26 protein-coding genes and 1 pseudogene are annotated in these 24,377 nt (G+C 50.3%); 11 read left to right on the top strand and 16 right to left on the bottom strand.

Translation table 11 applies throughout. From position 1 onward, the window contains the following. Positions 1-146 precede the first annotated feature (146 nt). Entirely contained in the window at positions 147-1,229 is a 1,083-nt protein-coding gene (locus tag ACOTWU_RS22355; protein WP_001232447.1) for a hypothetical protein, read from the top strand. A 165-nt stretch (positions 1,230-1,394) separates the two neighbouring features. Here ACOTWU_RS22355 and ACOTWU_RS22350 read toward each other — a convergent pair whose 3' ends face one another. The 13 genes from ACOTWU_RS22350 to ACOTWU_RS22290 all read right to left on the bottom strand — a co-directional run bounded on the left by ACOTWU_RS22350 (position 1,395) and on the right by ACOTWU_RS22290 (position 14,802). After that, on the bottom strand, positions 1,395-2,894 hold the full coding sequence (locus tag ACOTWU_RS22350; protein WP_001284318.1) for a helix-hairpin-helix domain-containing protein: 1,500 nt from the start codon (positions 2,892-2,894) through the stop codon (positions 1,395-1,397). 25 nt (positions 2,895-2,919) lie between these two features. Beyond that, positions 2,920-4,557, bottom strand: a complete 1,638-nt coding sequence (locus tag ACOTWU_RS22345; RefSeq protein WP_000081060.1) for a PP2C family serine/threonine-protein phosphatase — start codon at positions 4,555-4,557, stop codon at positions 2,920-2,922. Then, positions 4,557-5,597: a TerY-C metal binding domain-containing protein gene (locus tag ACOTWU_RS22340; RefSeq protein WP_001253656.1), complete on the bottom strand. Its 1,041-nt coding sequence runs from the start codon at positions 5,595-5,597 to the stop codon at positions 4,557-4,559. Before ACOTWU_RS22340 ends, ACOTWU_RS22345 begins: the two co-directional genes overlap by 1 nt. A gap of 84 nt (positions 5,598-5,681) precedes the next feature. Then, positions 5,682-6,320: a vWA domain-containing protein gene (locus ACOTWU_RS22335; RefSeq protein WP_001253658.1), complete on the bottom strand. Its 639-nt coding sequence runs from the start codon at positions 6,318-6,320 to the stop codon at positions 5,682-5,684. After that, positions 6,320-6,961 (bottom strand): TerD family protein, encoded by a 642-nt coding sequence (locus ACOTWU_RS22330; protein ID WP_000116681.1) that lies wholly within the window; start codon positions 6,959-6,961, stop codon positions 6,320-6,322. The genes ACOTWU_RS22335 and ACOTWU_RS22330 overlap by 1 nt, the downstream gene beginning before the upstream one ends. A gap of 22 nt (positions 6,962-6,983) precedes the next feature. Then, positions 6,984-7,622, bottom strand: coding sequence for a vWA domain-containing protein (locus ACOTWU_RS22325; RefSeq protein ID WP_001253657.1), 639 nt, complete (start codon positions 7,620-7,622; stop codon positions 6,984-6,986). A 462-nt stretch (positions 7,623-8,084) separates the two neighbouring features. Then, entirely contained in the window at positions 8,085-8,552 is a 468-nt protein-coding gene (gene terW, locus ACOTWU_RS22320) for a tellurium resistance protein TerW (protein WP_001176767.1), read from the bottom strand. 17 nt (positions 8,553-8,569) lie between these two features. Beyond that, positions 8,570-9,778 (bottom strand): DUF4236 domain-containing protein, encoded by a 1,209-nt coding sequence (locus ACOTWU_RS22315; protein ID WP_011152964.1) that lies wholly within the window; start codon positions 9,776-9,778, stop codon positions 8,570-8,572. Positions 9,779-9,788: 10 nt separating this feature from the next. Continuing rightward, positions 9,789-10,745: an HpcH/HpaI aldolase/citrate lyase family protein gene (locus ACOTWU_RS22310; RefSeq protein WP_031942304.1), complete on the bottom strand. Its 957-nt coding sequence runs from the start codon at positions 10,743-10,745 to the stop codon at positions 9,789-9,791. After that, complete coding sequence (locus ACOTWU_RS22305; RefSeq protein WP_001585166.1) at positions 10,745-11,824, bottom strand: cysteine protease StiP family protein; 1,080 nt, start codon at positions 11,822-11,824, stop codon at positions 10,745-10,747. Before ACOTWU_RS22305 ends, ACOTWU_RS22310 begins: the two co-directional genes overlap by 1 nt. A gap of 1 nt (position 11,825) precedes the next feature. Further along, positions 11,826-12,599, bottom strand: coding sequence for a hypothetical protein (locus tag ACOTWU_RS22300; protein WP_001040058.1), 774 nt, complete (start codon positions 12,597-12,599; stop codon positions 11,826-11,828). After that, positions 12,592-13,734: a phosphoribosyltransferase domain-containing protein gene (locus tag ACOTWU_RS22295; RefSeq protein ID WP_001280115.1), complete on the bottom strand. Its 1,143-nt coding sequence runs from the start codon at positions 13,732-13,734 to the stop codon at positions 12,592-12,594. The genes ACOTWU_RS22300 and ACOTWU_RS22295 overlap by 8 nt, the downstream gene beginning before the upstream one ends. 9 nt (positions 13,735-13,743) lie before the next feature. After that, complete coding sequence (locus tag ACOTWU_RS22290; protein WP_012695441.1) at positions 13,744-14,802, bottom strand: ATP-grasp domain-containing protein; 1,059 nt, start codon at positions 14,800-14,802, stop codon at positions 13,744-13,746. Positions 14,803-15,122: 320 nt separating this feature from the next. Between ACOTWU_RS22290 and ACOTWU_RS22285 the strand changes: the two genes are divergently transcribed. The 8 genes from ACOTWU_RS22285 (at position 15,123) to ACOTWU_RS22250 (ending at position 21,889) form a co-directional block, all read left to right on the top strand. Beyond that, positions 15,123-15,704, top strand: coding sequence for a tellurium resistance-associated protein TerZ (locus tag ACOTWU_RS22285; RefSeq protein WP_000254137.1), 582 nt, complete (start codon positions 15,123-15,125; stop codon positions 15,702-15,704). Then, positions 15,704-16,861 (top strand): TerD family protein, encoded by a 1,158-nt coding sequence (locus ACOTWU_RS22280; protein ID WP_001054786.1) that lies wholly within the window; start codon positions 15,704-15,706, stop codon positions 16,859-16,861. The genes ACOTWU_RS22285 and ACOTWU_RS22280 overlap by 1 nt, the downstream gene beginning before the upstream one ends. 22 nt (positions 16,862-16,883) lie before the next feature. After that, positions 16,884-17,339 carry a tellurite resistance TerB family protein gene (locus tag ACOTWU_RS22275; RefSeq protein ID WP_000007449.1) on the top strand — a complete coding sequence of 152 codons (456 nt, stop codon included), beginning with the start codon at positions 16,884-16,886 and terminating at the stop codon, positions 17,337-17,339. A 22-nt stretch (positions 17,340-17,361) separates the two neighbouring features. After that, positions 17,362-18,402, top strand: coding sequence for a tellurium resistance membrane protein TerC (gene terC / locus ACOTWU_RS22270; protein WP_000255079.1), 1,041 nt, complete (start codon positions 17,362-17,364; stop codon positions 18,400-18,402). Positions 18,403-18,450: 48 nt separating this feature from the next. Beyond that, positions 18,451-19,029 carry a tellurium resistance membrane protein TerD gene (gene terD, locus ACOTWU_RS22265; RefSeq protein ID WP_000116680.1) on the top strand — a complete coding sequence of 193 codons (579 nt, stop codon included), beginning with the start codon at positions 18,451-18,453 and terminating at the stop codon, positions 19,027-19,029. A 68-nt stretch (positions 19,030-19,097) separates the two neighbouring features. After that, a complete protein-coding gene (locus ACOTWU_RS22260) occupies positions 19,098-19,673 on the top strand; it encodes a TerD family protein (protein ID WP_000301247.1) in 576 nt (191 codons plus the stop codon). Positions 19,674-20,101: 428 nt separating this feature from the next. Next, positions 20,102-21,343, top strand: coding sequence for a vWA domain-containing protein (locus ACOTWU_RS22255; RefSeq protein WP_001053340.1), 1,242 nt, complete (start codon positions 20,102-20,104; stop codon positions 21,341-21,343). A 90-nt stretch (positions 21,344-21,433) separates the two neighbouring features. Further along, positions 21,434-21,889 carry a hypothetical protein gene (locus ACOTWU_RS22250; protein WP_000374058.1) on the top strand — a complete coding sequence of 152 codons (456 nt, stop codon included), beginning with the start codon at positions 21,434-21,436 and terminating at the stop codon, positions 21,887-21,889. 240 nt (positions 21,890-22,129) lie between these two features. On the opposite strand, the gene ACOTWU_RS22245 is transcribed toward ACOTWU_RS22250, so the two are convergent. Beyond that, positions 22,130-22,321, bottom strand: a complete 192-nt coding sequence (locus ACOTWU_RS22245) for a DUF7706 family protein (RefSeq protein ID WP_000398479.1) — start codon at positions 22,319-22,321, stop codon at positions 22,130-22,132. 91 nt (positions 22,322-22,412) lie between these two features. After that, entirely contained in the window at positions 22,413-22,754 is a 342-nt protein-coding gene (locus ACOTWU_RS22240; protein WP_001151572.1) for a hypothetical protein, read from the bottom strand. Positions 22,755-23,379: 625 nt separating this feature from the next. Between ACOTWU_RS22240 and ACOTWU_RS22235 the strand changes: the two are divergent. Continuing rightward, a pseudogene (locus ACOTWU_RS22235) lies at positions 23,380-23,600 on the top strand (type I restriction-modification system subunit M N-terminal domain-containing protein); the annotation flags it as partial. 140 nt (positions 23,601-23,740) lie between these two features. Beyond that, positions 23,741-23,995, top strand: coding sequence for a hypothetical protein (locus tag ACOTWU_RS22230; protein WP_000880375.1), 255 nt, complete (start codon positions 23,741-23,743; stop codon positions 23,993-23,995). A 2-nt stretch (positions 23,996-23,997) separates the two neighbouring features. Here ACOTWU_RS22230 and ACOTWU_RS22225 read toward each other — a convergent pair. Then, positions 23,998-24,377, bottom strand: a 380-nt coding sequence (locus ACOTWU_RS22225) for a 3'-5' exonuclease (protein ID WP_275146578.1), incomplete at its 5' end; no start/stop codon positions are given.

The raw sequence follows: 24,377 nt of genomic DNA, 5'->3' as shown, positions 1-24,377 counted from the left end.
TCTCCATATTTGTAAGGCTCTCATTTGATTCTTGTCAAACATTAATCTGGAAAACTAAAAAATCATTTCTTTTAATTCGTTTTACAGAAATCCTCCTCCGTTATTTCGGATATAGTTTGAATAATTATCAAAAACGGGGTGCAGCCATGCGTAAGAGTTACACATTTGGTATTCCATTTGGACTCCAGAGAGAATCAGGACTCTTTTTAGATATTACAGAGGTCAGCCGGGGTATCGACTGTAACTGCATCTGCCCCGCTTGCAAAACTGATCTGTTAGCAAAGCAGGGGGAGGTCAAGCTTTGGCATTTCTCACACAGTACTGCTGTAGCCGGTGACTGTGATGGTCTGATGGAAGCCATCCGGGGAAAAATTATTGAAGTCATCAACGAGCACCAGGTTCTTGGTTTCCCAAATCTTCTCGCTGGCGACGATGGTGGGCCGGTTTCACTGAATGAGGTTATTGGAAGCGGCAGTATGTTCGGAGGCACAGCTGATCTGTTCGTAAAGGTTAATGATTTATGTGTGGCCGTCTTTCTGGACAGGGATCGTAGCATTTCTGCGAAGTTAACCTTTGACCACCTTCATCCTTCCGAAAGAGTTGCCGCATTGCGTATCGATCTTCCAGATATTGAATATGAAATCAGTCAGGTGCAGCTCGGGCGACGTAAAACAACATACAGTGAGTGCATTGAAAGCCTGATCATTGATGAGACCAGTTCCCGGGAATGGCTATATCATCCATTAATGCATGAACTTGAATCTGAACCTCTTCAGGAGTATCGGGGACGGGAGCCTTCAGAGGAAGGGCCTCTTCTTCAGCGCCTTGCTGACTGTAAGATGAAATTGCCTGATATCCTTCCGGGCAGTCATAACGCGTTAGTCAGGTTACAGCAGGATACGATTGTATGTCTGTGTCGGTTAACGGTTCGGGCTTATGACATCGCTCAGACCGATGAATTTCCTTTGTTCCTTCGCTATTTCAGGTTGCACTGCCTGGAAAACAGCGAACATGTCAGTTACGAAAGACTGATCTGCTGGCAGGAAATGATTTCAAAAACCCAGGAAGGCCAGTCCTTGACACAAAACGAACTTGAATATCTTCATGAGATTGTCCGCATCGCCTTATACAATCACCGGCTTAACAATGTCAGTATTTCAGATGTTAAAAACCATGACACAGGAAAGGAGAGCGGCAGGGTAGAGCCACAAAACTATTCACTCTTATAAATAAATTGGGCTTTGCGCATTAAACCCTTGCCGCAGGAGGTGTACCGCATATCCGGCACAGACAGTCAGTTTTTCTGGCAGCTTAAATTTGACACAGCTTAATATAGTGATTCATTAAACAGGTTCAGTATGCTGCCAGAACGTTTTAGTCGTTATGGGCGTCCGTTAGTTTTCTACTAACTGAACGACGACCAGCCTGCCGCCTTCCTCCTTTGACAGAACAAACTGAGCGTTATTCGTCAGTTCAATTTTTTCCCCAATGGCAATCTGTCGTTTATCCGGTAATGACATAAGCCCATTTATGCCTTCATTTACTAACCACCACTGATCGTTATGGAAAACAAAATACCCAACTCGTTTCCTTTGCAAATCGGTTGTACGCTCATTTGGCGCAATGAGGCGATTCACATGCCACGCATAGATTGACTGCCCGCTCCACACCATCAACCGGTGGTCGTCAGGACGATAACTGCCTTCCTTTCGGGAAGAATATAAATTTAGAACCGGTAATTTACCCTTGTATGGCGTACCGCAGTAGGGACAAACCGGCTTTGTCTTACCCGAGAAAACGTACCATTTCTGTTCACACGCCTTGTTCTGGCAGGGCTGTATCAGATCGACTGTTTTAACCAGGGCGCTTTCCCACTCATCGGCGGTCGGGCGTTTAGTGGCATCGTGTAAGCCATCTATAAAGGCGCGCTCAAACAAAGGTGTCAGATAAGGGCCCATGATGGTGTAAGGAATTTTCTCCGGGTCAGCCCAGGGCAGTGAAAAGGACGATAGCTGACTGACTTTGACTGCATTGCTTTTGTCTGTCGGATGTTCAATGAAGAGTGCCTTCTCACCCATAGATAAGGTCTCATCACGTACTTCATCCGACATGTCATGTATTTTTCCGCCACGTAGCGGATGACGGAAGAACAGATACATGTAGATAAGCACCGACAGCGCATGACGGTCAGTAGTAATGCTTGGCAATACGCGGTTCGGATCCTCTTTGGAAAGATGACTGGTTTTCACCACTTCCGGAGCGATAAAATCCGGGGTGCCCACCACGTCGGGAGGATACTTTCCAGGGACAACCAGGCCGTCTACGTCAATGATGCAGGCATGTCCCATTTCTGGATCGATAAGCACGTTTTTATAGCTTAGATCGCTGTGACAGAGACCTGCCGCATGCATCCTTCTGACGGCTCTTGTCAGCAGCAGACAGACCTTGAGATAGGTAAGCGTATTGCCTCGTTCACGTGGGTCGAGAAATTTGTTCTGGTTGCTGGCGCTGGCAAACCATTTGCCTTCCTTTTCACGACCTTTTATGCCAAGAAAATCATCGTTTTTAGAGCCGTATTTAAAGAAAAAGTAGCTTTTGTAGGTTGGAACCACGATGCCGATTTTATGCCCATGCTCAACAACATGGGTCGGCCAGCAAAACAGGTCCTTCCAGTATTCACCTCCGGACTGGCCAAAAATGTTTTGCCTGTAGCGTCCGGTGATCATATCAATCCGATCCCGGGCCTGCTCGTTCTGCGGTTTATGATAAAAAGCGACGACGTATGATTTATCAGGCGAAAAGTAAACATCCTTCATCGAGCCCGAACCAATTACCTCGTCAACATACTGGACTGTTTCGCCGTCCTTTGTTTTGCACGTAACGATATTTGCCATATTGATCACCGAAAAAGCGTATCCCTTACCACAACACCGCAATAGTGCGGTCATCATGGTTCCCTGTGGAGAAAAAGTTAAGCCAGTCGCCTAACCTCTCAGGCGCAATACTGGCGTCTGTAAGGACAGGGTTGAGCTCATCAACGAGACGGGTCCATTTTTCGTCACTGCGAAGCCCATTATCCGTCTCAAACAGAGGGTCTGAGACGCCGTCTGTCATGAGGATCAAGTGAGATACATCATTCCATTTACCCACGCTGATGCGGCCGCTAAACGAGGGGTCTGCGATAATGCTCTGGTCAAGGAAACGGGTTTGTCCTGCGTATTCTCCGCTATCGGGATTTCCCAGTATCCTGACTTTACCGGAAGGGCTGTATGCACCTATCGCACCATCACCAAGCCAGAATGCAGTCGCAAACAGCTCGTTATCAGTTCGTAGCGCTACAGTTGCCAGAAGGGTTGTTGAATAGGATTTCACAGGTTGTTCTGCACAAATGGCTTCGTTCTGGATACTGTTGACCGCGAGCGTAGCTGCCTGTTTAAAATGATGAAGCATGGCGTTTATTGTTGCCTGCTGATCGCTCCCTTCCCACGCCGTGATGTGCTGCTTTAAATGGACGCCTTTCACACCACTGAGCTGATTTAAAAGGTAATCGCCAGCCGTTTTGACTGCAATCCGGGAGCCTTCCCGGGAATTTACCGCACTACCGGCTCCGTCTGCGACCAGCATGACAGACCATCCTGTTTCCTGGCAGTGGTTGATGTAGAAGTCGTCATCTCTGAAGCTTCCGGCATGCTCATGAGAGCGTCCCCGGCGACTGGCGGCAGCAATACGTATATCACCCCTGACCAGGCCAGCAGCGTCCAGATGGGACTTAGGGTAGGGAGCGTCTGCTGGTGGCTCTACCACCTTCCACAGGCTTCTCGGATCGGGATTGATTATAAATAGCTGTTTTGTTTCACATTCGTCGTGCGACGTGCATGACCAGATTACTGAAAGCTCTATATCGCCGCTTTCGGTGGGAGTACCTGTCAGCAACTCCTGTTCTTTGTCAAAAGACAGGCCAATGTTCCGGGGAAAGACAACGTCCCTGACAGTAGCCTGCTGGCCCTCACCCAGAACGATAGCAACCGGCGAAGAGAAACGTTCGCCTGCGCGGGCGTTGGGGATCGTTATTTTAGCTCTCGGGGGAACGGCAGGTGGCACAGCTAAGCTGGCCCGCTGCTGGCCTGTCGGTATCTGCCCGGGTTTTAATACCAGGGAAGACAGGTTTTCGTCTTCCCTCTGTGCTGGTTTATCAAATTCGTAATAAGGCATCAGCTTCCAGAACGGAGGATGAGGCTCATTTTCTGGCAGGGGTTGCAGTGCTGATGTATCGGTAGCGTCAATGCCCGGGTTATCAGCAACACTTACGACCGTTTGTTGCTGATCGGAAAGACTGGATGCTGACGAGGCGGCAATCTCTGCGTCGTTATCACCTTCGCTAACCCGCGCAGATAAACCCTGTGCAAGGCTCTCAATCCGCTCTTTAAGCCGCATAATTTCTTCGGTAAGGGATGGGTCCTGCGATAGAAGTAAAAGCCGCTCACCTTCAACAGGGTGGCCCAGCTCAGACAGAACTAAGCGGATAATCTTCTCTTCAAGTAAAGCATTTTGCGACATCAACCTCTCCCTCTGTTTACGTCGAAGTTAGTGTTTCCGCCATCATTGCTGAATGACAGGCCTGTTTCACACCACGGGCAGATCACGTCATCCGGGCCGTCAATACACAGCAACTTTCCGCATGAGCACAGGGCAAACGCACTGGCATTACCGCAGTGGGGGCAACCCGGTACGCCATGCAGTTCGCTGGTATTTACCTGCAAACCGGTAGCGGTGGCATCTGACCACGCAAAATAGTCCTCATCGATGGGATAGCATCCGGCAATATTAAAGCTGTTCAGGTTCAGACTGAAATCGAGCCCGGAAACCCTTGCTGGTGGCCGTTCATACTTCATCAGGTACGGACGACGGGTCTTGCTGCAACGGCCGGTAAGCGTAACGCAGTTTTCGTCGTACGCTTTTACTGGCTCGTCCTTGGCCAGCCGGACTATGTATTCAGTCTGGCTGAGCTCAGGTTGTTTGTCGTCCCCGACGCTGCGGCTGTGCGCCGTAACCGAGGCCGTGATCCATTTGATGAAGCGGGTAAAGTCCCCTTCCTGAGATTCGGTGAACAGCATGACATTCTCTGTCAGTTGCCGCAGGATATTCAGGTCCGCTGACGGCCCCAGGCCAACGGCAATGAGATTCACTTTACTCGCGTAGTGATCCTTCCAGCGCTTCACTTCTGCGGTTGTGTCGTCAGTCGGACGTCCGTCGGTAAGGAGATACACGACGGGTTTCCAGTCGCCTTTAGCCTCATGAGTGGTTTTTCTGACCTGGGTATCAATTTGCACGGTCAGCTCACGCAATGCAGCTCCAAGGCTCGTACCGCCGCCAACGGGAAGGCGGGGAGGGTAGAACGAGGCAATTTCGTGAAGAGGTACAATCGTACGGGCTACACCGGCAAATGCGATTACCGAGACCCAGGCTGTTTCAAGTGCGTGTGGATCCTTTCTTAAATCTCCGACGATCATTTGCAGACCATCAGTCATTTTTTTCAGGTTTTCACCAATCATGGACTCTGAACAGTCCAGGACAAAAAACACGGGAAGGCGTCTCATAATTTTCCTCGTACGGCTGGTACGGCCAGCAGAAAACGTTGCTGTACAGAAAGGTGCTGCCCGGAAACAGCACCTTTCTGTCTGTCAGAGCACCAGCTGGATTTCTGGTGGAGGAGGGGGAAGGGTATCAGTTCCGTTATTAATCCCCGCGCTTGTGCTGCCGGAAGACACGCTGGCCGATACCCATTTAAAGAAACCTGCAAACGCGGTTGAATCTAGCGTCTCCAGAGACACAACCTTATCGGTGAGCTGTTTTAAGTGCTCATGGCCTGCTTTAGGACCAACGGCGCAGGCAATGATGGATCCGAATCCCCGGCCGCGAATCGCTTTTACCGCTTCACCGTACGCCAGGGCATCAGAAGGGGTTCCATCAGTCATCAGGAATACCAGAGGACGCCAGTCTCCTTTGGTATCACCATCTGAGCGACGTACATCCCGTTCAACACACTGCATCAGACATTCAAGGGCAGCACCGGTGAACGTCCCGCCTGCGCTTGGCACAACGATGTCAGAAAACTGGAAGTCTTCCAGCGGCGTGAGAGGAATGAACTCACGCGCCTCATTGTCATAGGTGATAATGGAGATATGAACGCTTTCGAGGGCGTAGGGATCCTGGCGAAGAGCGCTAAGCATCGCCTGAATTCCAACGTTAACGGAATGGATTGACTCACCGCGCATCGAGCCGGATGTGTCGATAACAAGGTAAACAGGCAGGCGGCGCATCACATGTAATTCCTCAGGTGCGAGACAAACGAATCTGATTCTGAAGGCTCACCAATTGCCCTGAGTTTCCAGCCTGTAGCCTCGCGTATCAGCTCGGCAAAGACCATGGAGCGCTGGCTGGCGAAGGCGGGTCCGCCAGAAAGATCGAATCGTGCCATTTCAATATTACGGGCATCTACTGCCCGGATGAAGGCATTCTGAACTTTACCAAAGTGCTGCTGGAGCTTTTCACCATTGTAGATCTGAACGATGAACACAATTTTCTCGTACTGAGCGTCAAGGGAATTCAGGCGCACAATAATTTGCTCATCGTCACCGTCACCGGCTCCGGTTCGGTTATCGCCCGTCAGCCAGATATTGCCTGACTTATGGCGAAGGCTGTTGAAAAAGATGATATCGCCATTCACAAGCGTTGGTTTACCATTTTCCACATTGCCGAGATCGGTCACCTTTCCGGCTGAATTACACAGGAAAGCGATCACATCAAGGTCGTATTCTTCTTCTTTTTTACCAAAGATCCCGCCGAGAAAACCTTTCTTTTCCTCATTAATATCCCAACCGAGGCCGATAGTAACGGACGAGAGATCGTATTCATTTTTTTTCAGGCTTACGCCCTGGCCTTTGCTCAGACTGACAGACATGATATCCCCTTAATCAATAAAATTATAAGACCACATTTACTTCTGGCGGCGGCGGTGGCAGGTCTTCAAGACCGATCACTTCTTTTTTGCTGGACTCCACTTTCTGACTGCCTACCGAAATGCTCGCACTGACCCATTTAAAGAAAGCTTTAATCGTCGAACTGTCAGCTGTATCGAGCTGAACCACGATTTCAGTGATTTCTTTGAGGACGCTGGTATCGGCATCATGCCCGGCTGCACATGCCACAACAACGCCGGTTCTGGCCGCTTTAAAGTCATTCAGGCCTTTACGCCAGTCATCATTCGGACTTCCATCCGTCATCAGGAATACAAGGGGACGCCAGTCACCTTTAGTGTCAGCCGTCGTTTTCTGTACTTCTTTGGCAATGGAGCTGGCCGTGAGGGAAAGCGCTTCGCCAAGAGACGTGGTGCCGCTGGCTGTTAGTGCTGGCATCTGGAAACTCAGGAGGTCTGTCAGGGGGACTGCCTGTCGGGCTGAAGAATCAAAGGTGATCACTGACACGTGAGCCGTTTCGAGTGCATACGGATCCTGTTTCAGCGTGGTAAGCAGCGTCTGAACGCCATTTTTAACCGCTTCGATAGGCTCTCCGTGCATAGAGCCGGACGTGTCGAGTAGCAGATATACGGGTAAGCGTCTCAAATGTAATTCCTTCTTAAGAGATCGGAAGAGGAGAGTAGTTTCAGGAAGAGGCCAGGGTTTGTTGATTTGATAAAACGGCACGACATCTGTCGGGTGGAGATTAAATACTCAGAAGCGGCATTAAAGAAATAAGTTAACCACCATAGAATTACCGACATGTGAATGGCCTCTTATCAACAGAAAAATAATTCAGACCGGACTGGAATATAAGATTTCTGAAAAAACTCGGACAAATAAACTGTCTTATGTATGAAATTCATCATACATCACAGATCTGCATGAATGGAGTGTAAAACGCCCAAAGATTGATGTGTAGCACAAGAGGATGTCAAGACACCAGGTTTTGTAGTCAGTAAGGCGCTGCTGGCATTGCGGGAGGAGAATAGATCAAAACTACGTCACGCCAATACAGAGGTAAAATATGACAAAACCGGGGTTTTCACCCCGGTCTGAGATTTAGCGTCAGGACTTTTTAGCGCTGTATTCTTTTATCAGTTCGTCAACGGAGTGCAGAGCCAGCTTCTCTACCGCTTCACTTCGGGTCGAGCCACTCAGCGCAGCCAGACGGTCAATTTTTCTTAAGATCCGCATGCGTAGCGATAAGGACACGGCTGTTTTTTTATCCTTATCGAGTACGACCTTCCCTGTAGACTCACCGGTTTTCAGTTCAGCATTCTGTGCGAGCGCTTCATTCATCCGGCGAAGGGTCTTTTTATCCAGCTGGCCCGGATTAACGAGATGGTAGGAATGACCTGCCTTGCTGTATTTGATCTCCGCAGAATATGACTCGCGTAGCTCTTTGAGGGCCCGGGTTAATGTCGGCTCTGAGCATTCCAGACTGGTTATAATGTCGGCAGCGGAAACGGGCTTGCCGGTGCCCAGTAAGTTGGCAAGCTTAAAAATCCGGGCCTGTCTGGTATTTAATTGCATCGTAAGATTTAGCCTGCTTAAAGGGTTAGTGGTTCAATAGGCTGAAAAATGAAGGTACTGCTCATCTTTCGAATAACCGGGTGATCGCCTAACGCTTCAACCGGATCAATGTGTTCTATGCCTGCAAAATTTACTGACGACATCTGGCTGCGAGTGCATTTGCAGGACAGGATATACTCATCCTCCAGATAGCCGGTCCGCTTACTGACCCGTTGCGTAAAGCCTGACACAATCACGTTGTCGAAAGGTAGCGTATGTAAAACGATACCGACCAGGCGGAACAAGCAGCCATGGACGTGGCGGGCATAGTTTTCGCGTACGGCTTTTTGCGTCATGGCTTTTTCCGTCAGCTCCGTGCCCCGGGCATTAACGCCGTAAATCTTATCAGGGAAATCTTCAATCTCAGCTAAATCAACGTCCAGCAGGACTGCTGATAGCTCCGGCTTTACTTCAAATGCAACAATCGTTTCACGCGGCCATTCAGTTTCTGCCAGCACACCCGCCAGGTATGATTCGAAAAACGCGGCGTCTGTCCGGAACTGCTGCCGGGCATCTGCCTGAGCCGTGGCGAGCCGTTTTTCATGTTCTTCTGCTTCAAACTTCCAGTTTGCATACTGTTCGGCCCAGGCCGTCCGTTGTTGCTGGTACCGGTGCTGTCGAAGGGTATTCTCACGCTCCACATCAATCAGCTCCTGCTGCCACCGGCGAAGATTTTCGGCGTGGCGCTCAGCTTTAGCTGATTCCGATTCAAACCATTTACCCAGAAAACTAATGCCTTCGCTCTCGGCAGGCTTTTCCGGCAATGCAAGGTAGTCTGGCTTTTCTGGACGCACCGGTGCCGGAACCTGAAAAGGCGACGTTCTGTTATGCAGGTATACTGCTTCCAGCTCTGCCCAGCTGATGCCTGTTTTTGGATCCGGCGTCAGCTCGTGAATATTACGGATTGCGGTTACCGCTGACATGAGTTCAGCGGCTTCCTGCTCAAGCGCCTGTCTGAGCCCCGGGTCGGTTGCCGTCCGGTTTCCACCTCCGGAACGCGCGGCCCGGTCAAGCCGGGTACGGTAACTCAGCCCGGTACCGGGCAAGCCCAGATTGGCATAGGTCCCCCGGCTACCAAAAGAAACGGAAGCACCTCTCGGCCCGACACTCAGGCTCGGTGCACCGTTACTCAGGTTGAGGCGAACGCCAGGAATAATGTTGATCGACTTTCTGAACCTGAACCCCATTATGATTTCCTTAATGATGCTGGGTCACGGTAAGTAATCTGATTCCATCAGCGCTTTGCTCGTTCTGTAACCCATAAAAACGAGCTCTGTCCAGAATGCCAGCCGCCCAGCGGCGATGTGTGGCGGGTTCACACATTGCTCCCTGCGACTTAAACACGGCCTGGGTAGAGTTCAGGATCCGCAGAGCGTCAGAATACTCACCCTGAGTGACCATCAGCGCGTTTTGAATGACCTCTATCTGACCCGGGTGAATGGCCGTTTTCCCAACAAGCCCATGTGCCATATCAAGAGCCAGCTCTCTGGCCATAACGGCATGATCGTCAATATGCTCACATACGGGCGCGGTCAGGGCAAAATCACGCGGGCCGAAGACTGAAACGAGCATTTTGATGACGTAGCCCATCGGGCTGTCATACAGCGTCAGGTCCCGGGGGCGGCGAAGCGACACAACGTTCATAAGATCGTTGCCGCCGATTCGAAGCGCAATAATGCGGTCGTGGCAGGGATGTTCCACCAGGCGAGTGGCCAGCTCGCGCATCTGAACCACGTCAAAGACGTCTTCTGTTTCCAGCGTTGGCATCATGCACAGGTGAGTCCCGCCCATGATATCCCACCATTCAGCTAACGAACTGAGGGTAAATTTCGGCAACACAAACCCATCGACAGCGGAAAGATCATAATGCGCTTTTAACCATCTGCCCATGTCGGCATGCCGGGGGCGAATGAACACCAGAGGCCAGTCATTTTTACCCAGGCTACGCATGCTGTTACTGAGCTCGTGCAGCAGGTGCTCCAGATTTTTGAGGGCGATGGGGATGTCTGCTTCACTGACAGCATCCTCCAGGCAAATCACCAGAGAGCGCAAACCCGGGATTTTCCCGTGCAGGACGGCATCAGCAATATCTTCCCGTGTTGCAGGCATGTATAGCGTGGCTCCCAGATTCCAGGGAGAAAGACGATTTTTCATCAGAGTACCTTCTTGATAATGGTTACAGCCCGATACTGGCCGAGGGTTCCCCCCATTTCTGTAACAACTATTCCCTTTTCACGAGCAAGCCCTACAAGCAAGGCAACGTCCGGGTCGTCAATAGAACGCACAAATACATGGTCCGGTACCCGACGTAATACAGCCCGGGTTGCTTCAGCAATACCGGGTTTAATACGATTGACGCTGTCCACTTTAAATTCATCGGCCAGGAACGCGATAACGTCGCGACTTGTCTGCCATAAGACCCGGGCTGACTCCATATTCCAGCTCAGGGTAGCGAGGGATGACGGGGTTAACTTCTTACGGAAATGGGCGACGGTATCGACAAGCATCCGGCTGCATTCGAATTCACTGAGATGCTCGCAAACCATGCACCCATGTAATCCTTCAGAGGACCATACTGACCGGGAGATCAGGCCTGATACCGGCGCACCCATGATGCCAAAAGGAATGAGCCAGTCATCATCACTGGCTGCAAGCCAGGAGCAGCCACAGGGATCGGCCAGGACAACCAGTCGCGGCTGCTCAGGATAGCCCGGGCGATCTTTCAGTGCGCGTACAAGCTCTCCGGTAATTGCGCCTTTACCTGTCCATCCGTCAACAAAGACAATACCGCTGGTACCATGGCGCTCTTCAATGACGTCGAGGGCTGCACCGTCAATTCCACGATCCCGGATAATGCTGATACCGTAATGCCATGAGGTTTTCCCCATGTCACGCAGGGCCTGGTGCAGCATAACGCCGAGCGGCACGCCAGCTCTGACGAGACTGGCCAGTACAATGGGCTCATCACCGAAGCGTTCGGCCAGAGCAATAGCGAGCTGTGTGACTTCTTTTGCAAGTCTCTCTGCGCCCCGATCCAGCGCCCGGTGAAACAAATCAAGATGCCATTGTGTTGGCGCTGGCTCCTGACTGAGCATGTCCGAATAATGTTTCTTCCCTGACTGAATCAGCTCTTCTTTTTGCTCAACCGGCGTCATCTCAATGACTACCGGCTTTAGCAGAAATTCCACGTCACCGGGCTGGTATGAGCCGGTAAATGTGTCATGTGGCTGCATTTTAATTTTCTCCAAAAATTCGCTGTGAAATGGCATCTGCAAACTGACTCTGACGCGGGATGCCAAACCAGCTGCACAGTTTCATAAAACGATGATCGCTCAGGCTGTCGCCCAGACCAATTACGGGGAAGACTCCGCGTTCAGCCCGAAGTTTTTCAAGAAGCCATCTGACTGCCAGCCCTTTCTCAACCGCGGTGGGAAGCCAGGCCACGTTATTACTGTTGCGGTGGATGTAGAAGCCCTCGGTCGGAAACACCGTTTCTATCTCATCTGCAATGGCATTGAGCTCGTCAAGGCGGGTGCTGTCGCGGTGCTTCATCACCATATAAACCGCCGTTTCACCGTATTCGAAGTTCAGCCTTGCCCAGGCATTGATCCCTTTTGCGTCCATCATTTCAGTGATCAGACGCTGCATCGATGTCAGCTTTTCCTGATAGGGAGCCAGCTGGCCGAGCATATGGGCCTTCCACTCCTCGTCGGGTTTGCCTTCTGGCGTGAGAATGACGGCCCCGTGAGTGGTGATTGCCCAGGAGTGGAAAGGGATCCGTACGCGGCTGATTTCTTCAGTTCCCCGTGCGGTAACGGGTATGAGTTCAGCCTGCTCCAGGAGCCAGTCCACCAACATGGACTGTTCTTCCGTCATAAAGCTTCGTGGATTCAGGGTGCGATCAACGGCACCGGTACGGAATGGCTCCAGGGCCAGCTCGTCCACCATTTTACGACGGGTCTGAAAGAGCGTGTCGTCAAGGTCGCTCAGAACAACGGGTTTATTCATAGGTAACAATCTCCACGACGGCCGCAACCTCAGCCAGCGCTTTAAGAAGCTGCGTGTCAATACTTTCTGCGGGTGTCTCAGTACACACAAGAATGCGGTCAAACTGCTGGTGGGCGACGTTATAGACAAAATTGGGGATGCCCAGCCCGTAGTTATCCGTAAAGGAAATGGCGGACTCAATGGCATAACCAACGGCGATAGGGGAGCGGGTGGTCGATCCATAAAATGCCTGTGCTCCGGCAGCTTCGAGCCGTTCAGCAAGCAGGAACGGCTCCCAGACGAATTCCCCGGTCCCGAGAACCAGAATACGTTCCCCCTTGTGGACGGAGACCTCATGGCCGAGATCGGCCGCAGGTGCGAGCATCCCCAGTCGGCCCCAGGACTGTTTTCCCTGGATGTCCCATTCTCCTCGTGAAGTTACGTTGACTTTCGGCATGTCCGGGACAGGTGCATCAGGTAATGGGGTCCATCCCCACTTACCGCTTACAAGAGAAACCGAAGTGACTGGTAAGGTGCTGCGCTCGGACAAGGCTTTGCCACTCCAGTCGGTAAGCGTAACGGCTATAACCTGTTCAATATGTTGAAGCTTGCCGGTATTACGCAGGGCTGAAAGCAGGTTAATAAAGGTATTACCGGTGGTTGCCTCGTCATCAATCAAAACCAGCGTTCGTGCGTTGGTAACACGACGTCTTTTCTCTTCATCATCTGGCAGATAGATCAGATGATCGGTGGCGTGGCTGTGTTCTTCCTTGAACTCGCAAAGCAACGTGCCATCAACCGGGTGACGGGTAGAGGTCAGATAGACAGATTCAGGATGCTGGTGGCGCACTTCATCAAATACACCGGCCCCAAGCCCAACGGCGGTTTCAGCCATACCGATAAACAGTACGGGTCCTGTCAGTGTCGAGGGGAACTGGCTGGCAAGCTGTCTGTAGGCCTGCCGCATGACTGAGGGTGGCACGGGAATGTGCCTGCCGAGTACTTTGCTGACAAACAGAAAGGCGCGTTTCGGGTTACGTCTTTCAGCGATGTCAAACAGGTCATCGAGCGAAACTTCACCCTGGTCGCGGGTTACCTGAATCGTACCGCATGAGAGGGTACGGCGATAAATCATATCTTCGAGGATATCAGACATAAATACGCCTTAATTCAGAAGGTTAGAGAGTGATTCCGGGTATGCAATTACATCCGTAATGGATCTCACCGCAACCGGAGAAAAGGTGTTTTTAGCGCTCTGGCGCACCATATCTTCAGACATCAGACCGAGCTTAAAGGCAGCAAATAACCCAGGAAGGTTCACCCCGCTGTGAAGGGTATAACCCACCCCCCCTGACGGACGCATGTTGGTTTCAAGCAGCACCGGGTTGCCATTCACATCGTTTCGCGTCTGAACATTCACCAGCCCGTCGGCCTTCATAACCCTGGCGCAGTCACACGCCAGTTCCCAGGCGCTTCCTTCGTTTACCAGATACTGGATAACCCCTTCCTTACGGCGTCCCACGGCTGCGAGTATTTCGCCCTTATCCGCGAGGATATCGACGGAAAATTCCGGGCCTGGCAGGTACGGCATCAAAACAAGGGGTTTAAACGACTCAGCAGCTGATGCTGCTGCAATATACTGTTGCGGACTGACCAGACGATGTTCGGGATGATTAAAGACGGCCATAGGCGAAGCACTGTCATCAAAGCGCCAGAATCCCATGCCATAGATACCCGTCACCGGCTTCACGCATACCGGGCTGTCAGTGAACGGCGGGGCCGCGAGGTGTGTTTTTAATTCTGCCAGCGTATTCACCCGCCAGGATGGTACGACCGGGAGACCCTTTTGCTCCATAAACTGAGCAAAAGTAACTTTTTCGTCAGCCAGAGTTAACCAGTCGACGCCCGTTGCACCGGTAGTAAGGGTGGCACCGGTCGATTCAATGGCTGAACGGTGTTCTTCAAACCACTGGCTGTTACGGCCAGTATGAATATGGTGGATGCCGTAGGACTGAATGGTTTCCTGGATAAACTGAAGACGTTTTTGAGGATCTTCAGGTTCAGTCAAAGAATAGTCGGCAACGGAAAGGATTTCATTTCTTTCGTTACGGTGGGAGGCAAAAACGGTAATGGCAAAATTATTTTTTTTTGCAAATGATTTTACCCCCTGAATAATATCTCGCTGGGAGGATAAACCTTCCATAAACCAAATTTTCTTGTTCATTTTTTTTAATTATCCGGAACGCCATGCAAATTTATGATTGAGAAGTGAGTCTATGAGTGTCTAAGCTACATGTCAATCATAATATGATTTATAACTCCTGTGGTTATGGAGTGCGTCAGGTTTTTTGGATTCCTGATAACACATTGATATTTAAATTAAACTTAGAAAATTAACACCCTGAAAAGGATTTCTTTTTGTGTTTTTACAGAAAACTACCAAAATTTCCCTTGTCAGAGAACTTCATCATGATATGATTTTCTTCGTCAGTTACTAAATATACCTTTGATTGTCTCGGTCATTACCATTTTAAGGAATAAAGCATGGTTTCATTAGTTAAGAACCAGACGGTATCACTCAGCAAAGAATCATCTGCATTAAGCCAGCTTCATTTCGGTCTCGGTTGGGATCCGGTTAAGAAAAAAGGTCTTCTTGGAGGATTGTTTGGAGGCAACGACTCAATCGATCTCGATGCTGGCTGCGTATTAATGGACAGCACCGGTAAAACAATTGACACCATCTGGTTCCGCAAACTGGAATCCACCTGCGGCGCTGTTGTGCACAGTGGCGATAACCTGACCGGTGAAGGTGACGGTGACGATGAGGTGATTAATGTCAACCTCTCCCGACTGCCTGCAAACGTTGAATACCTGGCGTTTACGGTAAACAGCTTCCGTGGTCAGTCGTTCAATGACGTCGAAAACGCGTTCTGCCGCGTTGTCGATCAAACCGGCAAAGAGCTGGCTCGCTACAAGCTGACTGAGCAGGGCTCACATACCGGGATCGTTATTTCTTCGCTGCGCCGTAATAACGGCAACTGGGACTTTACCGCCCTTGGCCATGCCTGTCGCGGCCGCACAATTGACGATATGCACTCCGATATCGTTTCAGCGGTTATTCGCTAATGAACCTGACGCCGGGGGGCAATGCCCCCGTTCCAGCCCAGGAGTTGCGGGTCCGGATCACCTCGGGCGGCCAGGTGGATGCTTCGGCGTTTCGCCTGTATGCCGACGGGAAGGTGCAGGGTGATGCGGACATGGTGTTTTATGGTCAGCCACGTAACGATGATGGTACCGTCAGCCTGGTCAGTGAAGGCCAGTACTCAACCTTTACTGTCGCGCTCAACCGGCTGAAACCTGATGTCCAGAAAATTGCGTTCACCGTGACCTGTGACGGTGGGCAGACGGTGTCCGGTCTTCGTAATCTTTCCATCGACGTGGAGCAAGGGGCTACCGGCCTGGTTAGCGGCAGTGTCGAACTGAGCGGCCGTCAGGAAGCAGCCTTAATTCTGGGTGAATTTTACCGTCGTAATAATGACTGGAAATTCCGCTTCGTTGCGCAGGGGTTCAACGGTGGACTTAAACCGCTGGCAGAGCATTTCGGCGTAAATATTGCCGACGAACCGGCTCCCGCAGCCCCGACTCCTCCGGTTGTAACCCCTCCGCCAGTTGAGACAAAAATCAGCCTGAGCAAGGTATCGCTGACAAAAGAGAAGCCTGCAATCAGCCTGACCAAACGGGATAACTTCGGTGAAATCCGGATCAACCTGAACTGGCACCGGGGCAGCGGCAAATCAGGCTTTGCAGGCATGTTCGGCTCCAAAGGAATCGACCTGGATCTGGGGGCCTTTGTTGAGCTTCAGGACGGGTATAAATCGGTCATTCAGGCGCTCGGTAATGCATTCGGTGATTATCGCGATGAACCGTATGTTCAGCTCAAGGGCGATGACCGGACGGGTGATGTATCAGACGGCGAGTGGCTGCATATCAATGGACGTGAATGGAAGCATATCCGCGAAGTGCTGATTTACGCCTTTATTTATGAAGGTGTTCCCAGCTGGGACAAGACTGATGGTGTGGTCACCATTCATGTGCCGGATCAACCGCCCATTGAGACCCGCCTGACCGAAGGTGAAAACCGTCGCACATTGTGCGCCATTGCCAGACTCGTAAACGAAAACGGCGCAATTAAAGTCGAGCGAATTAACCAGTACTTCAAAGGCCAGGACGAAATGGACCGGGCATTTGGCTGGGGATTTCGCTGGAGCGCCGGTTCTAAATAACACAGCAACAAAGGAAACAGGTATGAGCTTTTTCGACAAAGTTAAAGGTGCCATTAACTCAGGCCGTGACGAACTGACCCGCCAGGTTGGCCGTTTCAAAAACAAAAAATTCATGCAGGGCACCGTTGCTGTATGTGCCCGTATTGCCGTATCGAGTGACGGCGTAAGTTCGGAAGAAAAGCAGAAAATGATGGGCTTTCTGCGCTCTTCAGAAGAGCTGAAGGTCTTCGATACCAATGAGGTGATTGAGTTCTTCAATAAACTGGTTTCAAGCTTCGATTTCGATGTTGAAATCGGCAAGGGCGAAACCATGAAATACATCCTGGCGCTGAAAGATCAGCCTGAGGCCGCTCAGCTGGCCTTACGTGTTGGTATTGCCGTTGCGAAAAGTGACGGTAACTTCGATCAGGACGAGAAACTGGCCTCCCGCGAGATCGCTATCGCGTTGGGCTTCGACCCGGCTGAATTTGGCCTCTGATCCACATCCCTAAGGGTAAAATATGGTTTCCACACACATCGGCTTCCCGACTGAAACGGTCATTGTTTTTATTGCGCTTTCAGTCGGTGCCATCTTTATTGACCTGTTTATGCACCGTGATGACAAGCCTATTTCGCTGAAGAGTGCGGCGCTCTGGTCCGTATTCTGGGTTGTGGTTGCGATGGCATTTGCCGGTTTCCTCTATATCCACCACGGTGCTGAGGTTGCCAGTCTGTTTGTCACGGGTTATGCGCTGGAGAAAGTGCTGTCGGTCGATAACCTGTTCGTCATGATGGCCATCTTCTCCTGGTTCGCCGTTCCGGATCGTTATCGCCACCGTGTTCTCTACTGGGGGATCATTGGTGCCATTGTCTTCAGGGGCATCTTTGTCGCCATCGGTACGAGCCTGCTGAGTCTGGGGCCGTATGTTGAAGTTGTCTTCGCTATTATCGTTGCCTGGACAGCGGTCATGATGCTTAAAAGCGGTGATGACGATGATGAAATTGAGGATTACTCCCAGCATCTGGCTTACCGCATGGTTAAACGCTTCTTCCCTATCTGGCCGAAGCTCAGAGGGCATGCCTTCCTGCTTAACCAGAAGGAAGTGGATGCTGAACTGGCGAAACCAGAAAACAGCGATGTCACCATTGGCCGTGGTAAAAAAGCGGCGCTGTATGCGACCCCGCTGTTCCTGTGTGTGGCTGTGGTTGAACTCTCGGACGTAATGTTCGCGTTTGACTCGGTACCGGCAATCATTGCCGTCAGTCGTGAACCGCTTATCGTCTATAGTGCCATGATGTTTGCTATCCTGGGCCTGCGTACTCTGTACTTTGTCCTTGAGGCACTGAAACAGTACCTGGTTCATCTGGAGAAGGCCGTTATCGTGCTGCTGTTCTTCATCGCGGCAAAACTCGGCCTGAATGCGACCGATCACATCTGGCATCATGGTTACAGCATCGCGGCAACAACCAGCCTGTATGTTGTACTGGGTGTACTGGCGCTGGGCATTCTCGCAAGCGTCATGTTCCCGGGCAAACCTGAATCTGAGGAAAAGGGGAGTTAATCCCCTTAAGTGTTAACCTGAACAATTACTAATCGAAGAGGTTATTTTATGAGTGTTTCTCTTTCCAAAGGCGGGAACGTCTCCCTAAGTAAAGCAGCTCCGTCAATGAAAAACGTCCTGGTGGGCCTTGGCTGGGATGCGCGTTCAACAGACGGTCAGGACTTTGACCTGGATGCTTCAGCATTCCTGCTGGCCTCAAACGGCAAAGTGCGCGGCGATTCAGATTTCATCTTCTATAACAACCTGACGTCATCCGACGGTTCCGTAACGCACACCGGCGATAACCGCACCGGTGAGGGCGATGGTGATGATGAATCGCTGAAAATTAAACTGGACGCCGTCCCGTCTGAAGTTGACAAGATCATCTTCGTTGTGACCATCCACGATGCTCAGGCTCGTCGCCAGAGCTTTGGTCAGGTATCCGGTGCGTTTATTCGTCTGGTTAATGACGATAACCAGACTGAAGTTGCTCGCTACGATCTGACCGAAGATGCGTCCACTGAGACTGCCATGCTGTTCGGCGAGCTGTATCGCCACAATGGTGAGTGGAAATTCCGCGCAGTAGGTCAGGGTTATGCTGGTGGTCTGGCATCTGTATGTGCTCAGTACGGCATTAACGCGTCCTGATCAAAAAGTAACTTTTCTACCCGGGGCTGTTAATGCAGCCCTCATTCAACTGTTTGCAGGAGCTAAAAATGGCAGTTTCTCTCGTAAAAGGCGGCAATGTATCTCTGACCAAAGAAGCACCAACCATGAATGTTGCTATGGTTGGCCTAGGCTGGGATGCCCGTGTAACCGATGGTCAGGGTTTTGACCTGGACGCTTCCGTGTTCGCAGTAGGCGAAGACGGTAAAGTGTTGTCAGATGCGCATTTCATTTTCTTCAATAACAAAACCAGCCCTGATGGCGCGGTAGAGCACCAGGGCGACAACCGTACCGGTGAAGGCGACGGCGACGATGAGCAGGTCAAAATCGATCTGACCAAAGTCTCAGCAGATATCAAAAAACTGGTGTTTGCCGTTACCATCTATGATGCAGAAGCGCGTAAACAAAACTTCGGCATGGTGAGCAACAGCTTCATGCGCGTTTACAACAACGACAACGGCACGGAAATTGCCCGTTTCGATCTGTCTGAAGATGCCTCAACCGAAACCGCTATGGTCTTCGGTGAACTGTATCGTCATGGCGCTGAGTGGAAGTTTAAAGCTGTCGGTCAGGGCTTTGCCGGTGGCCTGGCGGCTCTTGCCTCCCAGCACGGCGTTAACATCTAAAATAACGCTGAATCATACCCCGGCAATGCCGGGGTTTTTTTTGGTTGCGATCCGCTATCAGGAGGGGGGGGGCAGAAAGGGTTCGGGAATCTCAGAAAGCAGAGAGATGTTAATTCTGACGTGAGCCTTTTAAAGGCAGGAAACGGATTTTTCTCTGGTTGCTGGTTAAAGCCTGTATTCCGTGCCTTATATCAACAGCATGCCCCTCTGATATATGTTACGTTTGCGACTTATGAAGGCACGGGTTCTGGAAGATAAAATACCCGACCAATGGAAATTCCAATTCAACAGGTATAGAAACTTCAACGTGATGAAATATGGTGTCACACCATATATACGCCTCACCAGAAATCCAGCGTCCTGAACTAAGCCAGGGGAACCTATATAAACGCTGCGCTTTAAAATAATCAAAAATCAGGAGAGTTAATGTGAATCTACAATCCGGACAAAACATACCACTTCAGCAATCTGCGATCAGGCTGAATCTTCAGTACCCTACCAAATCCGGCTTTAAAGGCGAACCCGATACCTGCCTGTTCCTGCTTAATGCTCAGGGAAAGGTCAGCGGCGATTCTGACTTTATCTTTTACAATAATCTGTCTTCTCCTGAAGGGGCAGTAAAGCTCGTTACCGGTTCTCAGCAGTCCAGCATTGAGATAGCACTGGATCGTGTTCCTGCGAACATCAGTAAAATTGCAATCACAGTTGTCATTGATGGTGAAGATACCATCAGTGGGCTCAGTTCGTTGAGCATGCAGGCTCAAGGAATCGCTGAGTTCCAGGCTGAGACTCAGGGCCGCAGTGAGAAAGCAATTATCCTGGGTGAAGTATATCGGCACAATGGCGCCTGGAAGCTTCGTGCGCTCGGGCAGGGTTTCAACGGTGGTCTTGAGCCTCTGGCCATTAGCTATGGCGTTGATGTCGCACAGCCAGCTCCGCAGCCAGCAAAGCCTGCTCGTATCAGTCTGGAAAAGAAACTGGAAACCAGATCTCCGCGCCTTGTAAGCCTCGCTAAAAAAGCCTCGGTCAGTCTTACTAAAAATAAACTGGACACCCTTGAGGCAGCGGTTGCATTTGTACTTGACGCATCCGGCTCAATGAGTGGCCAGTTCAGTAAGGGTAACGTTCAGTCTGTGCTGGACCGCATCGCCGTTCTTGCCGCCCAGTTCGACGACGACGGTGAAATGGATGTCTGGGGATTTGGAGAGAAGCATAAGAAGTATCCAAACGTCACACTGGACAACCTGGACACATATATTCAGTCCATTCGCGGGGCTGGAAAGCGTTCAGCCTGGGAGAACCTGCCGGGCCTCGGAGGGACAAACAACGAGCCTCCTGTGATGGAAGAAATAGTCGACTACTTTAAGGACTCGAAAATCCCGGTGTATGTTGTATTTATTACCGATGGCGGGATCAGCAAGACCCGGGCGATTAAAGATGCAATCCGGCGTTCTGCCAACTACCCCATCTTCTGGAAGTTTGTCGGCCTGGGTGGTTCAAGCTACGGTATCCTCAAAAATCTGGATGACTTTACTGACCGCCGGGTTGATAACACCCACTTCTTTGCCATGGATGATTTCGGTTCGATTAGCGATGAAAAGTTATATGATAATCTACTGGAAGAATTCAGACCGTGGATCGATGAAACAAAAAGGTTAGGCATCCTTTAATACGCACAGTTTGAGCTTGGTTGAATGAGCTCTACAGCAGCTTAATACTGTAGAGCCTTTGTTCATTGGAAATCGTACAGGGAGGCGCATATGGACCGCATCAAGTACCTGAAATGGATAGCTGAAGAATCACCAAGTACGGCTCAGCAGCTGGTGGCCTGGTTAAACAGAGCAAGGCACTATACGCCCGACATGAAAGAGCATCAGGCAGGTGTACAGATTCAAGAAAAGGGGATTGTTGTAGGGCTTAGACAAAGTACTAATCGTTATCATGGAGATTGTCTGACCATACATGTGGTACGGCTTCCGGAAGAAATACAAAACAAGGGATGGTTTAAGTCTTTTCTGAAGCTTTGCTGTGAATCGAATCCCTGGTGCGATGTTGTAATAGAAGACGTGAAAAACCCATATTTATTAAGCTTTTGTAAGAAACTAAACTTTACTGTATTAGATGAATTTTACCCGAATACTTACATAGTAAACACAGATGCCATTATGAGTTTACCTATCCCACCCTTAGGGAGATACGAAACCTATCTTTATTAAACCTGCGAACCTTTACCGGTTGCGTGGGGAGCGGATGGACTTCGGCTAAAGAAAAATCACATCGTCTATTTTGACCAGAAAAAGCTAATCTGCTTGATGTAATGCAGAAACGCATTACATTAATATCTTCTCCCAACAATCACCTGAACAATTCCCTGATTGCTTTTCACCTCATACCAGTGCTGGCTCATAGTTAGTCCTTAAGCAAATTTGTTATCGGAATAAAGAACGAAGCCAGCCTCATCGAGGCGCATAACCTTCTTCCCTTAACGCCTGTTGTAATTTTTCAATTGCGCTTTTCATTACCCAGGCTTCTTCGTCACTCACAGCACAGCCACGAAGATCGCTCCAGCTCAGACGTTTAACTAATTGAGCAAGGGCCATAGTTTCATTCTCATCAAGCTGCAAACTCAGTGTCTCAATACCTTCCACTATCTAACCTCCCTTATACTGAAAAATGGCGCTTTATTTCTGACCAGATGCCGAAGCCTTGAATGCGGCCGGAACTGCCGTTGTTTCTACTTTACAGAAATGGAATTAAAAAGTGGTGGTGCTGGGCACGTTTCTTTTCCAGTCGGGGTTTAAGCCAGAGCCGAAACTCATTCAACTTCTCAGCAGCCAAAACCGCTTCAACGGGGAAAACTTTATATTTACCCTGCTGCTGAGGTTCACCCAACCATCGCCTGATGGCTCCGTCAGTCCATAAACGAGTCTCTTTGAGCCTGGTTACAGTGACCCATTTCCTGGACCATTCATCAAATTGTCGCTGGCGATCCCGATAACGTTGTTCTTCCTGCTGACGAAGCCAGTCGCGATCAACAGCGAATTTTCGGTATCCAACAAAGAGCCCTTGTACTTTGGCCATGACAACATTCCGGTTTGCTTAGAACTGTTCAGACAGACATGTCAGGGATAAAGCTGAAGAAAAAGGTACAACGAAGAATAACCAAGACATAGGCCTGCCGGGTAAGTGGTGCGGTGCACAGGACTGTCGGAAAGTACGCTCAGAGAGGGTCGTTTAAGCATGATGCACCACCGCCAGCCAGCCTTAATAATGGTAATGTACCACTGGGTTACCAGACAGACCAGTAACGCATCAAACATAAAACTGTTTTTTAAAAAACGTCAGGAACGTAGCCTGACCTTTTAACCAGTGGTGTAAAAAACATACAGATTGCTCTGAGGTATGAGGTTCAGCAACTAGCCTTGTCGACGCAGAAACATTAAGTAATCAATAGCAGCTATCGCAAACAATGGTGAAAACCACCACGTGCTTTTCAACAAGCCAAGCGGCAGAAAGAGTACAGTTGCCATCGAATAAACAAAAACACGAACCATACCATCTGTAATAAACATAGGCTATTTGCAATCTGAGGTTGGATTGTAGATTTTAGTTAGAAATGGATCAAAGTCCGTTTTGTGCAAAACTTGGTTGACAACCCTCTTTTGGAAGATGTGCCGTTTCGTGCAAAAGTTGGTTGGAGGCCAAGATGGCAGAGTTCGTAGGTTCGGCTGCTTCGCAAGCTGATTTCATTTGGAAGAACGCGGAAGACCTGTGGGGGGGGATTTCAAGCATACCGACTTCGGCAAGATCATTTTGCCGTTTACTCTGCTGCGTCGATTGGAGTGCGCACTGGAGTCTACACGGGAAGCATCGCTCGATAGCCAACCAGCCACGATTGAGTTCTTAGAAGCAGAGTTCAGTGTTGATTTCGATGCGCTGCTATCTTGACCGCCAATCAGACCCGCATGGTTCAGGTTTGTGTATGAGAGTCCCCAAATGGCTGTAGTTCTAACCAAAGCCTTGATTGAAGCCGGCCGCGCCGGAAATAGTGGGTACAGAAAAGGCAGTTGCTTGCGCTGGGCGTAAGTTACCCGCCGAAAAGCGGCTGGATCGAACGACTGATCGGCACTGAGGTATCTGACGAGCAGTACGAACGCTTTCTGGGGCACAGCACGAGCAAGCAGGCTGAACAGATCCTACGCGGAGAGCAGCCAGCCAAGGGGCTTCAGTATGCAAAGCGAGCGAAGAAGCTCGCTTCTGAAAGAAAAGCCACAATTGATCTGGATAACGAGCACCTGTCTGAAATCGAAAAGTATCGGTAGCCCTAGACTTTTAGCCGCTGAAGATCTCTTAGATACCATTGGTGAAACTTGCTGAAGTCAGCCTTCTGTTTCTCTACCGTGCTGTTATAGATCGCATCACTGGTAACCGCACAAGCAGTCCAGCCAGCCTCATAGACGAAGCGAGTAGCTATCGGTGACTTCTTCGGGGTGCTATCCCAGCGGTTTTTGAGCCACCGCGCAAGCCCTTCATCAAGAGGGACCACCAGATTTAGCTGCTGTTTTGTGCGAGTGATACCGACATAAAACAGCCGACGTTCCTCCTCGATTTCCTCTTCGGCCGGAGGGGTGTTCATCGATGTGCGAACGCTGTAAACATCATCGGGTTTGCCGCCAGGAAATTCCTGCTCATTCAGCCCGATCA

Source organism: Enterobacter cloacae complex sp. GYL001, from assembly GCF_049237125.1.
GTDB lineage: Bacteria > Pseudomonadota > Gammaproteobacteria > Enterobacterales > Enterobacteriaceae > Enterobacter > Enterobacter hormaechei_C.
The sequence above is the reverse complement of the archived record's forward strand: the minus strand, read 5'-3'. Positions and strand labels throughout refer to the sequence as shown.